The following is a 14,955-nucleotide window of genomic DNA, read 5'->3' as shown; positions in this document are numbered from 1 at the left end:
CCGCGGGGCCACCGGGTGGGGGTTGGACATCCTCTCACCTGGAGATACGGGGATCATGTCGGACCTGAGCGTCAGTCTCGAAGCTCTGAAGTCGAACCAAGCAGGCGCCCGCGACGGCGCCGCCGGCTTCAATCCATCCACCGACCGCGGCGCGTCGCACGCGGGGCAACCGGGGCAGCCCGGTGCCGGACCGGGCCATGGCGGCGCCGGACCGCAGGGCCTGCGCCTGCCGCTGGCGCACGCGCCCGAGCAGTCGCAGCTGTCGGTGCAGACCTATTTCTCCGAGGACCTCTACCGGCGCGAGCTGGAGCTGCTGTTCCAGCACGGCCCGCGCTACGTCGGCCATGCGCTGTCGGTGCCCGAGGTCGGCGACTACCACGCGCTGGCCCACGAGGGCGAAGGCCGGGCGCTGGTGCGCACGCGCGAGGGCATCGAGCTGATCAGCAACGTCTGCCGTCACCGGCAGGCGGTGATGCTGCGCGGGCGCGGCAACCTGCAGCAGTCGTCCGGCGGCACCATCGTCTGCCCGCTGCACCGCTGGACCTACGACCTGCACGGCCAGTTGATGGCCGCACCGCACTTCCCGCACGACCCCTGCCTGCACCTGAACAACTACAGGCTGCGCGAGTGGCACGGCATGCTGTTCGAGGACAACGGCCGCGACGTCGTCACCGAGCTGGAGGCCATCGGCCCGAAGGCCCAGCTCGACTTCAGCGGCTTCGTGCTCGACAAGGTCCAGGTCCACGAGTGCGACTACAACTGGAAGACCTTCATCGAGGTCTACCTCGAGGACTACCACGTCGGCCCCTTCCATCCGGGCCTCGGCCATTTCGTCACCTGTGACGACCTGCGCTGGGAGTTCAGCCGCCACCACAGCGTGCAGACCGTGGGCATCCACAAGATGCTGCAGGAGACCGGTTCGCCGGCCTACAAGCGCTGGCAGGAAGCGGTGCTGCGCTACAACGGTGGCCAGGCGCCGAGCCAGGGCGCGGTCTGGCTGACCTACTACCCCAACATCATGGTCGAGTGGTATCCGCACGTGCTGGTGGTCTCCACCCTGCACCCCAAGGGCCCGCAGAAGACCACCAACATCGTCGAGTTCTACTACCCCGAGGAGATCGCCGCCTTCGAGCGCGACTTCGTCGAGGCCGAGCAGGCGGCCTACCTGGAAACCTGCGTGGAAGACGACGAGATCGCCGAGCGCATGGACGCCGGCCGCCGCGCGCTGTTCGAGCGCGGCGACGACGAGGCCGGCCCCTACCAGAGCCCGATGGAGGACGGCATGCGCCACTTCCACGAGTGGTACCGGCGCGTGATGGGCATGGGCCGCGCACCCTGGTGAGCGTCGGCGGCGGCGGAGGCCGGCCGGAGCGACGGGCCACCCGTCCTCCCGCCCTCCCCGCCCTCACTCATCCGCGCCGCCACCCTGCCCGATGAGCTCATCCAGCCGGCGGCTGAGTGCCTGCTGTTCGGCGGTCGCGCCCGCCAGCTGGGCCTGCAGGCGGCGGTTGTCGTCGACCAGGGTCTTCTGCGCGAAGGCCTCGGCGACGTGGGCCCGCAGCAGCTCGTCATCCCAGGGCTTGGTCAGGAACTTGTAGACCGCGCCCTCGTTGACCGCATCGATGATCGACTGCAGATCGGTGTAGCCCGACAGCGTGATGCGGATGGTCTGCGGATACAGCGTGCGCACCCGACGCAGCAGATCGGTACCCAGCATGCCCGGCATGCGCTGGTCGGAGACGATGACGTCGACCGCGTGGGTGGCGAGCAGCTCCAGCGCTTCGGGCCCGCCCGAGGCCGTCAGCACCCGGTAGCCGTCGCGCCGGAACAGGCGCTTGAGCGCGGACTGGATGTGCTGCTCGTCATCGACCAGCAGCAGCGTGCGGATCTGCTGCGGGGCCTCGACCGCGCGCGGCGGTGCCAGGCGCCGCCCTTCACGCAGCAGGCGGACGAAGGCCTCCGGCGCCACGGGCGGGCTGTAGAGATAACCCTGCATCTGATCGCACTGCTCGTCGTGCAGCATCTGCAGCTGGCCCGGCGTCTCCACGCCTTCGGCCAGCACCTGATAGCCCAGCGCATGGGCCAGATGGATGATCGAGCGGGTGACGGTCAGGCCGTCGGGATCCTGCGGCAGCTCACGGATGAAGCTGTCGTGGATCTTGACCAGGGAGAACGGCAGGCTGCGCAGGCTGCGCAGGCTCGACGCGCCGGTCCCGAAGTCATCGAGCACCAGCTGCACGCCCTCGCGCTGCAGGGCACGCAGCGCGGCACTGTTGGCCGGACTGCCCGCGACCAGCGCGGCCTCGGTGAACTCCAGCGCCAGCAACGAGGGCTCCACGCCGTGGCGTGCCAGAGCCGCCCGCACGGCCGCCCCCAGATCACCGTGCGAGAACTGCGCCGGCGCCAGGTTCAACGCCACCCGCAGTGGCGGCAAGGCCTGCGCGCGCCAGCGCTGGAGCTGCGCGCAGACCTCGTCGATCAGCCAGTCGCCCAGCCCCACGATCAGGCCCGAGGACTCGGCCAGCGGGATGAAGCGCGCCGGCGAGACGGTGCCCAGCCGCGGGCTGTGCCAGCGCATCAGCGCCTCGGCACCGACGATCTGGCCGCTGCGCAGGCACAGCTGCGGCTGGTAGGCCAGCGCCAGCTCGCCGCGCGCGGCCGCACCGGCCAGCGCCGCGCAGATGCCGGCATCGTCGGCGACGTCGACGGCCGGGGCGGACGTATCGGACCCGGACGACACCGGCGGCTCCTGCACGGCCATCAGGCCCAGACCGGCGGCTCACCCGCCGGCTGCCCGCAGGCGGCCTGCGGGCCACCGACCGGCACCCAGACACGGAAGGCACTGCCCACGCCCTGCGTCGAACGCACCTCGATGCGACCCTCGTGACGCTTGACGATCGAGAACGACAGCGACAAGCCCAGGCCGGTGCCCTTGCCGACGTCCTTGGTGGTGAAGAAGGGCTCGAAGATGCGCCGACGCACGTCCTCGCTCATGCCGCAGCCCGTGTCCTCGACCTGCACCCAGACCCAGCCGTCCTGGTGCCCGCTGGACAAGGTGATCACCCCCTTGTCGGCGATGGCGTGCGAGGCGTTGACGATCAGGTTCATGAACACCTGGTTGAGCTGCGCGGCCAGGCACATCACCAGCGGCAGAGGCTGCAGCTGCTTGACCACCTCGGCCTTGTACTTCACCTCGTGGCGCACGACGTTGAGCGTGCTCTCCAGTCCGGCATTGAGATCGGCCTGCTGCCAGTCGGCCTGGTCCACACGCGAGAAGTCCTTGAGGTCCTGCACGATCTTCTTGACCCGGGTCAGGCCGTCCGCGCTCTCGTCGAGCAGCTGCGGCAGGTCCTCGCGCAGGTAATCCAGCTCGACGTCCTTCTCGACCTCGCGCAGGCGCGCACGCAGACCGTCATCCTGCGGTGACGCGCAGCTCGCACCCTGGGCATCGACCAGCTGCAGCAGCGCGTCCACGTACTGCCGCAAGGTGTGCAGATTGCTGCTGACGAAGCCCACGGGATTGTTGATCTCGTGGGCCACGCCGGCGGCCAGCTGGCCGATGGAGGCCATCTTGTCCTGCTGCAGCAGCTGGTTCTGCGCCTGCTCCAGCCGCTGGTTGGTCTCGGTCAGCTCGTCGAAGCGGTGGCGCAGCTCCTCCTGTGCGGCACGCACCTCCGTGCGGTCCTGCAGCATCCACCAGGCGCCGGTGGCCTCATCACCGTATTCGACCGGGAAGGCGTTGACCTGCACCCACAGCTGGCGCCCGCTCTGGTCATGCAGCCACAGCTCCTGGTGCAGCGGCTCCATGCGGGCGAACAGCGGCCGCGCCAGCTCGCGCAGGCGCTCGGTGTCGACCGCGTCGGCGTGATAACCGATGGCCTGCGCGCCCTGCTGCGCCGCGCCCTGGCCGGCGCCGAAGATCTCGGCCATGCGGCGATTGGCGCGCACCACCCGGTCGTTGACCGTGTAGACCACGCCCATCGGCGCGTTGTCGATGAAGGCATCCATCAACCGGGCATGGGCCGCGAGCTCGGCCGAGCGTTCGCTGACCATCTGTTCGAGCCGGCGGGTCAGCTGCTCCTCGGTGCGGCGGCGCTGGCTGATGTCGAGCAGCGTGACGATGGCACCGGCCACCTGCCGGTTGGCGTCCAGCAGCGGCACGGCGGTGATGTGCAGCCAGCGCTCGTCCGCACCGTTGAGCGGCGGCGAGGGCATGCGCCACTCCTGCTCGAAGGCGCCGGGTCCGACCGACGACGGCTGGGCATGGCCGCCGAGCGCGGCCTCGACCGCCACCGGATCGCGGCCATCGACGATGCTGTCGGCCAGCATCACCCGCGCCTGCGGGCCCAAGGCGCGCCAGTGATCGGCCGAACCCAGCACCTCGTCGGCGCTCAGCCCGGTCAGACCTTCACACGCACCGTTCCAGTGGGTGACGCGGTGTTCGCGGTCGATCACGTAGACGGCGACCGGGGCGCTGTCGATGATCTGCCTCAGCATGCTGCCCATCGACAGCAGCATGCCCTGCACGTGCTGGAAGTCGCTGAGATCCACGCAGGTGACCAGCACCACCCGCTGCTGCCCGAACTGCACGCGGCGCAGCGTCAGCTCCACCGGGCGCTCGGTGCCGTTGCGCGTGAGCAGCCGCATCGACTGCGCGGGGGGCTCGCCACTGCCGTCCAGACACTCCTGGGTGGCCGCGGCCAGGGCCGCACCGTCCTGAGCAACCACCAGATCGAGGTGACAGGTGGCCAGCAGGCTCTCGGCATCGAGGCCGCACAGCCGCATCAGCGCGGCATTCGCGTGCAGCGGCTGGCCCGGTGCATGCCACCAGGCCGGCACGGCCAGGGCGCCCAGCATCTCGCAGGCCAGCGCTTCCACGCTCCAGGGCATCGACAGGTCGCTCATGGGTGTTCTCTCGGGGACAGCGGTGCGCGCACGGCGCGGTCGCAGGCGGGACAGCTCAGGCGGTGACGGTGCCTCCGGCACGTGCGATGTCGGCGGCCCGCGCCCGTGCGCCGTCGTCGAATGACGTGAGCAGCACGCGCACCGTCAGCCGCGCACCCAGGCGGTCACCCAGATCGTGCACCCGCACGATCATCGCCTCGTCGAACTTGAAGCCGGCCGGCAGCAGGATGGCGCCCTTGGGCGTCTGCAGGTCGCGCGCCAGCACCATCCGGGGCTTGAGGGCGCGCACGTCGACCTCGACGTCGGCACTGGCATCCTTCTCGATCTGACGCAGGGCCTCGAACAGCGCCTGTACCGTCGGCGCGTCATAGCGGGTCCCCACGCCCTCGCCGACGATGCGGCGGGCCTGATCGGCCGACAGCGCCTTCTCGGACAGCGTGCCGGATTCCAGACCATCGAAGTCGCTGGCCGCCGCGACGATGCGCGCGCCGATGCAGATCTGCTCGCCGGCCAGGCCGTCGGGAAAGCCCCGTCCGTCCAGTCGCTCATGATGCTGACGCACGATCTGCGCGGCCCCGCGCAGCTTGTCCATCGACAGCAGCGCGGCCTCGCCATCGAGCGCATGGCGCTGGTAGCGCTGCATCTCGGCCGGCGTGTAGTCGGACACCGGCTTGGCCAGCATCTCGTCGCCGAAGCCCAGCTTGCCGATGTCGTGCAACAGCGCGCCGAGCACCACGTCCTGGCGCGTGCGGCTGTCGAGCCCGAGCAGCGTGGCCATGCGTCCGGCGATGTCGCTGACCCGCCGTGCATGGCCGGCGATGCGGCCCTGGCGCATCTCCAGCAGGCCGGAGAAGACGGTGATGGCCATCGTGAAGTTGGCCTCCATCTCCTCGTAGGCCGCCTCCAGCATGCTGTTGATCTGGTGGAGCTCGGCCGTGCGCGAGGCCACCCGCTGCTCGAGCGTGCGGTTGAGGTCCTGCAGCTCCGCGTTCTGCTGCTGCGTCAGCTGCAGCAGGCGGGTGTTCTCGTTTTCGAGATCGCGCCGGCGCAGCGCCTCGCGCACGACCAGCAGCAGGTCCTGGTCGTCCCAGGGCTTGGTGATGTAGCGGTGGATCTCGCCACGGTTGATCGCGGCGATGGTCGACGCGATGTCGGCATAGCCGGTCAGCAGCAGACGCACGGTCTGCGGATACAGCAGACGCACCTGTTCGAGAAAGGTCGCCCCATCCATGCCCGGCATGCGCATGTCGGAGATCACCAGGTCGACCGGCTGCTCCTGCAGCAGCGTCAGCCCCTCGGCCGCGCTGTTGGCGATGTCGATCGCGTAGCCCTGTGGCCGGAACAGGCGACGCAGCGCGTTGAGCACCGACGGCTCGTCGTCGACCAGCAGCAGACGCATGCGGGCCGCCTCAGGGGCAGCGGACGTTGTGGCGGGGGCGGTCTGCTCCGTCACCGACATGGTGGACTCCTGCCCGCGCCGATGCCGGGTCTGAGGGGCTTATCGGCGCCCGCGACCAGGACTGAAGTGCGGGCCGGCGCGGTGATGGCGGCGGCTCAGGCGCTCCGCCGGAGCGCCCGCGATCCCGGATCGCTCAGGCGCCGGCGGCGATGGTCGCGCCGTTGACGGCCGCGGCCCCGGGGCCGGCCAGGAACAGCACGCAGTCGGCCACCCGCCGGGCCGCCGCCTCGTCGGGCGGGCCGGTCAGGACCGGTGTCAGCACCGTGTTGATGCGCAGGCCGTCGGCCGCCACGCGGCTGGCCAGCGCGGCGCCGGCCTGAGCCAGCGCATCGGCCGCACTGGCCTCGGGCCCCGGCATCACCCGGCCCGGGCCGACGGGGAGCGTGCCGACGGCCGCGAGACCGGTGGCGCCGCGGTCGATGGCGCGCGCCGCCGCCCCCGGGGCGAGCGCCGCGGCCAGGTTGACGACCACGCCGCGACCGCGCGACCGCATGCCGGGCAGCAGGGCCTGCAGCGCCTGCATCGCCGGCAGCAGCCGGGCCTGCATCGCATCCCACCAGTCCAGCGGCTGCTCGCCGGCCTCGACGTGCACCGGCCCGCTGCCCCCCATGGCATTGACCACCACGTCCGCCACGCCGAGCTGGGCGACCAGGCTGGCGGCCATCTGCAGGGCCTGATCGGAGCGGGCGAGATCCGCCATCAAGGGCAGCACGTGCAGGCCCTCGCCGCGCAGGCGGTCGACCGCGGCATGCAGATGGGCCGGATCGCGGCCGGCGATGGCCACCCGCGCCCCGGTCAGGGCGAAGGCGCGGGCACAGGCCAGACCGATGCCGCGGCTGCCGCCGGTCACCAGCACGACCCGGTCGCGCGGACGCGACGGGGCCATCGGCACGGCAGGGTTCGGACGAGGGGCGGCCATCGACAAGGGGCGCTCGCCTCAGCCGCCGGTCCGGTCCGGCCCGGGCGCCCCGCCGGGCAGCGCCAGGCCGCGCTCGGCCGCCCAGGACTGCAGCGCCGGCAGCCAGGCGCCGAGCCGGCGGTCGAGCTCACGCCGCACGGTGTCGACCAGCACCTGGGTGCTGCGCTCGATCTCGAGGTTGAGCGCGGCACCGGCGGCCTTGTCGCCGAAGGTGGTCATGCGCAGCGTCTCGGGGATCAGCCAGACCTCGAAGCAGCCGGCGGCGGCGTCGACCTCGGCGATGGTCAGGCTGGCGCCGTTGATGGCGACATAGCCGCGGGCGAAGAGGTAGTCGCGGTGGCTCTCGGGCACGCGGATGCGCAGCACGTGGTTGTGCTCGGGCTGGCGCACCGACAGCAGCGTGGCCACGCAGTCGACATGGCCGCTGAGCACATGGCCGCCGACCTCGGCGCCCTCGGCCGCCGCGCGCTCGACGTTCAGGCGGCTGCCGACGGTGAGCGCGCCCAGCGTCGTCAGCGACAGCGTCTGCTGCATGATGTCGAAACGGGCGCGGCCGGGTGCCGGGCGCTCGGTGACGGTCAGGCACACGCCGTCGCTGGCCACGCTGGCGCCGATGGCCAGATCCTGGTCGAAGCCGGGGGGAAACTGCAGCTCGATGCTGCGCAGGCCGGGCCGGTCATGCAGTTGCACGACCTCGGCCACGCCCTGGACGATGCCGGTGAACATGGTGCGAAAGCGTCGGCGCCGCGCACATGCACGGCCACCGGAAAGGACGGAAGGCCGGAAGCGTAACAGCCCGCCGGCACGCCGCGGCGGCGGCAGGGCCCCACCTCCCACGACTGTCGGGCCCGGCCGCGCCGACGACAATCCGGCGCCACCATGGACCGCCCCGCGCCCGACGCCCCTGCCTTGCGCAGCCCCCGCGACCACCGCCCGGCCGACGACACCGCAGCGGCCGATGCGCCGGGTCTCGACGCCCGGGCCGGCGCCGGCTGGCCGGCCCTGCACCTGCGCACCCTCGACCGTGGCGACGGCCTGCTCGGCCTGCGCCCCTGCGGCCCGGTGCCGCCAGGGCAGCGCCGGCCGGTGATCGGCGCCCGCGCGGTCCCGCTGAGCGTGGCCTGGCTGGCGCCACAGGCGGCCAACGGCGGGCCGGCCACGGCCGCCACGGACTGGCTGCAGGCCCAGGGCCTGCATCCGCTGCCCGCGTCCGCCCTGCAGTGGCGCGGCCCGCCGCCGGCCGAATGGGCCGCCCGCACGCTGTGGACGCTGCCGCGCGAGGAGGACCACGGCGCGCTGTGGGACACGGCCCTGCCGGCCTGGACGGCGGCCGGCCATGCGCTGTGCGTGCATCCCGGCCATGCCCACGCGCCGCAGCCGGTCGACGACTGGCGCCTGCTGCTGACCGCCCCGGACGACGCCCGGCTGCAGGCCGCGGCACAGGCGGCCGCGACCGTGCACGGCGGCGGCCCGCTGGCCGCCGCCGCCGGCCGCCAGCGCGCGCTCGAGAGCTGGCTGCTGGGCCTGGGCGTGGTCGTCGCGGGCGAGACGCTGGACCTGGTGCCGATGCTGTCCGAGCTGATCCGCCGCGAGCGCCGCTGGACCCGCCCGGACGAACTCGACGCGCTGTCCGACAGCACCACCGTGCGCCTGCGCGCGCCGGGCGGCCGCCGCATCCTGGCGCCGGCCGGCCCGCTGAAGGCCATCTGCGGCGCCCTGCTCGATCTGCTGCAGGAAAGCGATGCCCGCGCCCGCGAACGCACACTGGCCCTGCCCCGCCACGACGTGCTGCGGCTGCAGCAACTGCAGCGACAGATGGCCCAGGCGCTGCGCCGTGGCGAGCCGCCCGATGCCGGCCATCCGTCGGCCTGGCGCGCCTGGCAGGGCCGCGGCGAGGCCGATCTGCCGGCGCTGGCCGCGGCCATCGCGTCCCAGCAGGCGCTGCTGGCCCGGGCCGACACACCCGTCCCCGACATCCCCGTCCCCGACACCTCCGCCCCCGGCCGGCCCGTGCCGGACGGTGCCGACACGCCCCCTCAGCCCGCCGGCCTGGGCGTCACGCTGCGCCCCTACCAGCGCCAGGGCCTGGCCTGGCTGCAGGGCCTGCGCGCGCTCGGCCTGGCCGGCATCCTGGCCGACGACATGGGCCTGGGCAAGACCGCCCAGACGCTGGCCCATCTGCGCATCGAGCAACTGGCCGGCCGGCTGGATCTGCCGGCGCTGGTGGTGGTGCCGGCCTCGCTGCTCGCGCACTGGGCGGCCGAGGCCGCGCGCATCGCGCCGACGCTGCGGGTGCTGGTGCTCGACGGCGGCGGCGGGGCGGCCGGCCGCGCCACCCAGCTGCGCGCGATCGGCCAGCACGAGCTGGTCATCACCAGCTACCCGCGGCTGTGGCGCGACGTGCTGGCGCTGCAGGGCCAGCGCTGGCATCTGCTGGTGCTCGACGAGGCGCAGATGGTCAAGAACGCCGGCAGCCGCACGGCCGCGGCCGCCCGCCGCCTCGACACCCGCCACCGCCTGAGCCTGACCGGCACGCCGGTGGAGAACCACCTGGGCGAGCTGTGGTCGCAGTTCCATTTCCTGCTGCCCGGGCTGCTCGGCGAGGCACGCGCCTTCCAGAAGCACTGGCGCACACCGATCGAGCGCGACGGCGACCTGCAGCGCGCCCGGCTGCTGGCGCTGCGCGTGCGGCCCTTCATCCTGCGCCGCCAGCGCGACGAGGTCGCACGCGACCTGCCACCGCTGACCGAGCAGCGCATCGCCCTGCCCCTGACCGGCGCCCAGCACGCCCGCTACGAGGCCCTGCGCCTGGGTTGCGAGAAGCGCGTGCGCGAGCTGATCGACCGCATGGGCTGGCAGGCCGCACGCTTCGCCGTGCTGGAGGTGCTGCTGCGCCTGCGCCAGCAGTGCTGCGACCCGCGCCTGCTGCAGCCCGAGGCCGCGGTCGATCCGGCACAGCCCCTGCCCGCCGGCCACAGCGCCAAGCTCGACTGGCTGCGCGCCACGCTGCCGACGCTGGCGGCCGAGGGCCGGCGCATCGTGCTGTTCTCGCAGTTCCGGCGCTGGCTGGGCCTGCTCGAACCGGAGCTCGACGCGCTCGGCCTGACGCGCCTCAGCCTGACCGGCGACACCCCGACCGCCCACCGCGGCGCCCTCGTCGAGCGCTTCCAGCGCGGCGAGGCCACCGTGCTGCTGGCCAGCCTGAAGGCCGGCGGCACCGGGCTGAACCTGACGGCGGCCGACACCGTGATCCTGCTCGATCCCTGGTGGAACCCGGCGGTCGAGGCCCAGGCCGCCGCCCGCGCCCACCGCATCGGCCAGACGCGCCCGGTGTGGGTCGCCCGCCTGGTGGCCGCCGGCTCGATCGAGGAGCGCATGCACGCGCTGCAGCAACGCAAGGCCGCCCTGGCCAGCGTGGCCACCGAAGCCGGCCGCCACCGCCTGGCCTTCTTCGGCGCCGAGGAGGTGGCCGGGCTGCTGGCCCCGCTGTCACCGATCGGTCAGGACGATGACGAATCCGATAGCCCAGGCCAATGACCCAGATTTATTCAATCAACACACACAATCCTCGGGCGGGCCTAACATCCATCCCGTACCAACTTCCTCAACCGCTGCAAGGAGCTTTCCGATGTCGCTGATCAACACCCAGGTCCAACCGTTCAAGACCGAAGCCTTCGTCAACCGTGCTGGCAAGGGTGAGTTCGTCACCGTGACCGACGAGAGCCTGAAGGGCAAGTGGTCGGTCCTGATCTTCATGCCGGCGGCCTTCACCTTCAACTGCCCGACCGAGATCGAGGACGCCGCCGACAACTACGCTGCCTTCCAGGCCGCCGGTGCCGAGGTCTACATCGTCACCACCGACACCCACTTCTCGCACAAGGTGTGGCACGAGACCTCGCCGGCCGTCGGCAAGGCCAAGTTCCCGCTGGTCGGCGACCCGACCCACACCCTGACCAACGCCTTCGGCGTGCACATCCCGGAAGAAGGCCTGTCGCTACGCGGCACCTTCGTGATCAACCCGGACGGCGTGATCAAGACCGCGGAAGTCCACTCGAACGAGATCGCCCGTGACGTGTCGGAGACCCTGCGCAAGCTGAAGGCCGCCCAGTACACCGCCGCCAACCCCGGCCAGGTCTGCCCGGCCAAGTGGAAGGAAGGCGCCAAGACCCTGGCGCCGAGCCTGGATCTGGTCGGCAAGATCTAAGGCGGCGTGAACCTGCTGCGCAACCCGATCTGAGGCCTGCAGTGCTCGCCGTACGGGAGTACGGCTGCGCGCTTCGCGCCTCACCTCGGGCTGCTCGCGACGGTTCCCACTCGCCTTGTCGCCACGCACGTGACGATGACGCACCGGGCAGGCCCATGGCCTGCCCCTGCCCCCCACCGGCTCCGGCCCGGTTGAAAGTCCCTGCAGGCGCGCACCTGCCGCGGGGGTTTTCAACAGGGCCCGGATGACCCTGCCCGCCTGTTGAAGACACCCCCGACGACGAAAGGACGCACGCCATGTTGGACGCTGCCACCACCCAGCAACTGGCTGGTTACTTCGAGCGCATCTCCCAGCCGATCGAGCTGGTCGCCAGCCTGGACGATTCCCAGGGCGCGGCCGACATCCGCGAGCTGGTCACCGAGATCGCCGCCATCGCGCCGGCCAAGATCAGCGCCCGCTTCGACGGCACGTTCGAGCGCAGGCCCAGCTTCCAGATCACCCGCGTCGGCGCCGACATGGGCGTGCACTTCGCCGCCCTGCCGATGGGCCACGAGTTCACCTCGCTGCTGCTGGCGCTGCTGTGGGCCGGTGGCCACCCGCCCAAGGTCGAGCCCGAGGTGGTCGAGCAGATCCAGTCGCTCGACGGCGACTTCGCCTTCACGACCTGGATGAGCCTGACCTGCCACAACTGCCCGGACGTGGTGCAGGCGCTGAACCTGATGGCGGTGCTCAACCCGCGCATCCGCCACGTGGCGATCGACGGCGGTCTGTTCCAGGAGGAGGTCGAGCGCCGCCAGATCATGGCCGTGCCCAAGACCGAGCTCAACGGTGGCGACTTCACCAGCGGCCGCGTCGAGCTCAAGGAGATCCTGGCCAGGATCGACACCGGTGCCGCGAAGCGCGAGGCCGCGCAACTCAGCGAGAAGGCGCCCTACGAGGTGCTGATCATCGGCGGCGGCCCGGCCGGCGCGGCGGCGGCCGTGTACGCGGCCCGCAAGGGCATCCGCACCGGCATCGTGGCCGAGCGCTTCGGTGGCCAGACCATGGACACGCTCGGCATCGAGAACTTCATCTCGGTGCTGGAGACCGAAGGGCCGAAGTTCGCTGCCGCGCTGGAGGCGCATGTGCGGCATTACGGTGTCGACGTGATCACGCTGCAGCGTGTGGCCAAGGTGGAGCCGGCGGCGCAGGTCGGCGGTCATGCCACCGTCACGCTGGAGAACGGCGCGGTGTTGAAGGGCCGCACGGTCATCGCGGCCACGGGTGCGCGCTGGCGCAACATGAACGTGCCGGGCGAGCAGCAGTACAAGACCAAGGGCGTGGCCTACTGCCCGCACTGCGACGGTCCGCTGTTCAAGGGCAAGGACGTGGCCGTGGTGGGTGGCGGCAACTCCGGCGTCGAGGCGGCGATCGATCTGGCCGGTGTGGTCAGGTCGGTGACGCTGCTGGAATTCGCGGACCAGCTCAAGGCCGACCAGGTGCTGGTGGACAAGCTGAAGTCGCTGCCGAACGTGACCATCCACGTCAATGCGCAGACGACCGAGGTGCTGGGCGACGGCCAGAAGATGACGGGGCTGAAGTACAAGGACCGTGTCGGTGGTGCGGAGCACACGCTGGATCTGGCGGGCGTGTTCGTGCAGATCGGTCTGGTGCCGAACACCGAGTTCCTGAAGGGCACGGTGGAGCTGAGCAAGTTCGGCGAGATCGTGGTCGATGCCAAGTGCCACACCAGCGTGCCGGGCATCTTCGGTGCGGGTGACGCGACGACGGTGCCCTACAAGCAGATCATCATCGCCACCGGTGAGGGTGCGAAGGCGGCGCTGTCGGCCTTCGATCACCTGATCCGCAACCCGGCGGTCTGATCGATCATCCGGGCGGTCCGGGGCGCCGTCTTGGCGCGGCCCGGTCACGGCGGCTGCCGTGGGTGCGTTCGTGATGGAACGTGCCCGCGGTGGCCGTTGTCGTTTCGCGATGACGCGGTGTGCGACGCACGTCCTTGGGCTTGGTGCTCGGGGCTCGGGGCTCGGGGCTCGGGGCTTGCGGCGACCGAGCGGGCCGGGGCCACCGGCTGGGCGGATCGCTCCGTGTCCCCCGGGCGGCCGCTGGCCGCCCTCCTCCTTGACCTGCGCGATCCGCCCAGCCGGCGTCCCCGGCCGTCAGCGCTCTGGCACCCGCATGCGGCGACCGCTTCGCCGCACGCCCTGCCGGTGGCAGCCGGGGCGGTGGTCCAGGGGCCTTTGCGCAAGTCAAGGAGGAGGATGGCCCGCCGGGCCATCCGGGGGACATGGAGCAAAGGCCCCTGGACCACCGCCCCGGCACGCGCAACCCTTCCCCCGCAACGCAGCAACGAAGCAACGAAGCAACGAAGCAACCCATCACCCAGGATCGGCCACGCCCCCGACCCGCTACCATCCCCGCCTTTTCCGCAAGAGCGAGTCCCGCACCGCGTCCATGTTCAAGAACCTGCTGCTGTACCGCATCGTCCCCGAATGGCAAGCCGACCTGCCCGAGATCGACGAACGCCTGCAGGCTGCCCGCTTCGTCGAGTGTGGCGCCACCCAGCAACAGTCCGCCGGCTGGATCGAACCCCGCGGTGAGGCCCACGCCCCGCTGATCGAGTCCGTCGACGGCCAGTGGCTGCTGCGCCTGCAGATCGAACGCAAGGTCGTCCCCGGCTCCGTCGTCAACCGCCGCGTCGGCGAGCTGGCCCAGAAGATCGAGACCGAGACCGGCCGCAAACCCGGCAAGAAGCACAGCAAGGAGCTCAAGGAGCAGGCCCTGCACGAGCTGCTGCCCATGGCCTTCACCAAGACCGCCGTCATCGGCGTCTGGATCGCCCCCACCGAGCGCCTGCTGGCGCTGGACGCCGGCAGCCAGGGTTATGCCGACGAGGTGCTGACCCTGCTCACCCAGGCCCTGCCCGGCTTCGCCGCCCACGCCGTCAACACCGCCCTGTCGCCGGCCACCGCCATGGCCGACTGGCTGGTCTCCGGCGAAGCGCCGCAAGGCTTCACCGTCGACCGCGACTGCGAGCTCAAGGCCGCCGACGGCGAGAAGCCGACCGTGCGCTACACCCGCCACCTGCTCGACATCGACGAGATCCGCGAGCACATCCAGGCCGGCAAGCGCCCGACCCGGCTGGCGCTGACCTGGTCCGACCGCGTCAGCTTCACGCTCACCGAAGGCCTGCAGATCAAGAAGCTGGCCTTCCTCGACGGCGTGTTCGAAGGCCGGCCGGTCAAGAAGGGCGAGAGCTTCGATGCCGATGCGGCGATCGCCACCGGCGAGCTCGCGCCGCTGATCGGCGACCTGCTCGACGCGCTGGGCGGCGAGCAGTCGCTGCTCAATCCCCCGCGTGACGACGTGACGGGCGGGCCCGCGGGCGCACCCGCCGCGACGCCAGCGGCCGCGCCGGTGACGGCCGGCACGACGGACGACCTGCCGCCCTGGGAAAGCGCGAGCTGAGCG

10 protein-coding genes are annotated in these 14,955 nt (G+C 71.7%); 5 read left to right on the top strand and 5 right to left on the bottom strand.

The features are described 5' to 3' along the window. Nucleotides 1-55: 55 nt before the first annotated feature. The gene (locus tag AACH11_RS05525; protein ID WP_341373198.1) at nt 56-1,342 is read left to right on the top strand and encodes an aromatic ring-hydroxylating oxygenase subunit alpha; all 1,287 of its coding nucleotides are present in this window, start codon (nt 56-58) and stop codon (nt 1,340-1,342) included. 63 nt (nt 1,343-1,405) lie between these two features. On the opposite strand, the gene AACH11_RS05520 is transcribed toward AACH11_RS05525, so the two are convergent. From AACH11_RS05520 to AACH11_RS05500, 5 genes are all read right to left on the bottom strand, one after another. After that, a complete protein-coding gene (locus AACH11_RS05520) occupies nt 1,406-2,740 on the bottom strand; it encodes an EAL domain-containing protein (RefSeq protein ID WP_341373197.1) in 1,335 nt (444 codons plus the stop codon). Between the two features lie 20 nt (nt 2,741-2,760). Continuing rightward, nucleotides 2,761-4,905, bottom strand: coding sequence for a PAS domain S-box protein (locus AACH11_RS05515; protein ID WP_341373196.1), 2,145 nt, complete (start codon nt 4,903-4,905; stop codon nt 2,761-2,763). Nucleotides 4,906-4,960: 55 nt separating this feature from the next. Continuing rightward, on the bottom strand, nt 4,961-6,364 hold the full coding sequence (gene nosR, locus AACH11_RS05510; protein WP_341373195.1) for a response regulator c-di-GMP phosphodiesterase, NosR family: 1,404 nt from the start codon (nt 6,362-6,364) through the stop codon (nt 4,961-4,963). Between the two features lie 133 nt (nt 6,365-6,497). After that, on the bottom strand, nt 6,498-7,250 hold the full coding sequence (locus tag AACH11_RS05505; protein ID WP_341373194.1) for an SDR family NAD(P)-dependent oxidoreductase: 753 nt from the start codon (nt 7,248-7,250) through the stop codon (nt 6,498-6,500). 51 nt (nt 7,251-7,301) lie between these two features. After that, entirely contained in the window at nt 7,302-8,009 is a 708-nt protein-coding gene (locus AACH11_RS05500; RefSeq protein WP_341373193.1) for a riboflavin synthase subunit alpha, read from the bottom strand. Between the two features lie 153 nt (nt 8,010-8,162). Between AACH11_RS05500 and AACH11_RS05495 the strand changes: the two genes are divergently transcribed. From AACH11_RS05495 to AACH11_RS05480, 4 genes are all read left to right on the top strand, one after another. Further along, complete coding sequence (locus AACH11_RS05495; RefSeq protein ID WP_341373192.1) at nt 8,163-10,820, top strand: DEAD/DEAH box helicase; 2,658 nt, start codon at nt 8,163-8,165, stop codon at nt 10,818-10,820. Between the two features lie 91 nt (nt 10,821-10,911). Beyond that, nucleotides 10,912-11,487 carry an alkyl hydroperoxide reductase subunit C gene (gene ahpC / locus AACH11_RS05490; RefSeq protein ID WP_341373191.1) on the top strand — a complete coding sequence of 192 codons (576 nt, stop codon included), beginning with the start codon at nt 10,912-10,914 and terminating at the stop codon, nt 11,485-11,487. Between the two features lie 296 nt (nt 11,488-11,783). Continuing rightward, on the top strand, nt 11,784-13,349 hold the full coding sequence (gene ahpF / locus AACH11_RS05485) for an alkyl hydroperoxide reductase subunit F (protein ID WP_341373190.1): 1,566 nt from the start codon (nt 11,784-11,786) through the stop codon (nt 13,347-13,349). 589 nt (nt 13,350-13,938) lie between these two features. Next, on the top strand, nt 13,939-14,952 hold the full coding sequence (locus tag AACH11_RS05480; protein WP_341373189.1) for a recombination-associated protein RdgC: 1,014 nt from the start codon (nt 13,939-13,941) through the stop codon (nt 14,950-14,952). Nucleotides 14,953-14,955: the final 3 nt, after the last annotated feature.

Origin of the sequence: Pseudaquabacterium rugosum, from assembly GCF_038066575.1 — a bacterium.
Classification (GTDB): domain Bacteria; phylum Pseudomonadota; class Gammaproteobacteria; order Burkholderiales; family Burkholderiaceae_C; genus Pseudaquabacterium; species Pseudaquabacterium rugosum.
The sequence above is the reverse complement of the archived record's forward strand: the minus strand, read 5'-3'. Positions and strand labels throughout refer to the sequence as shown.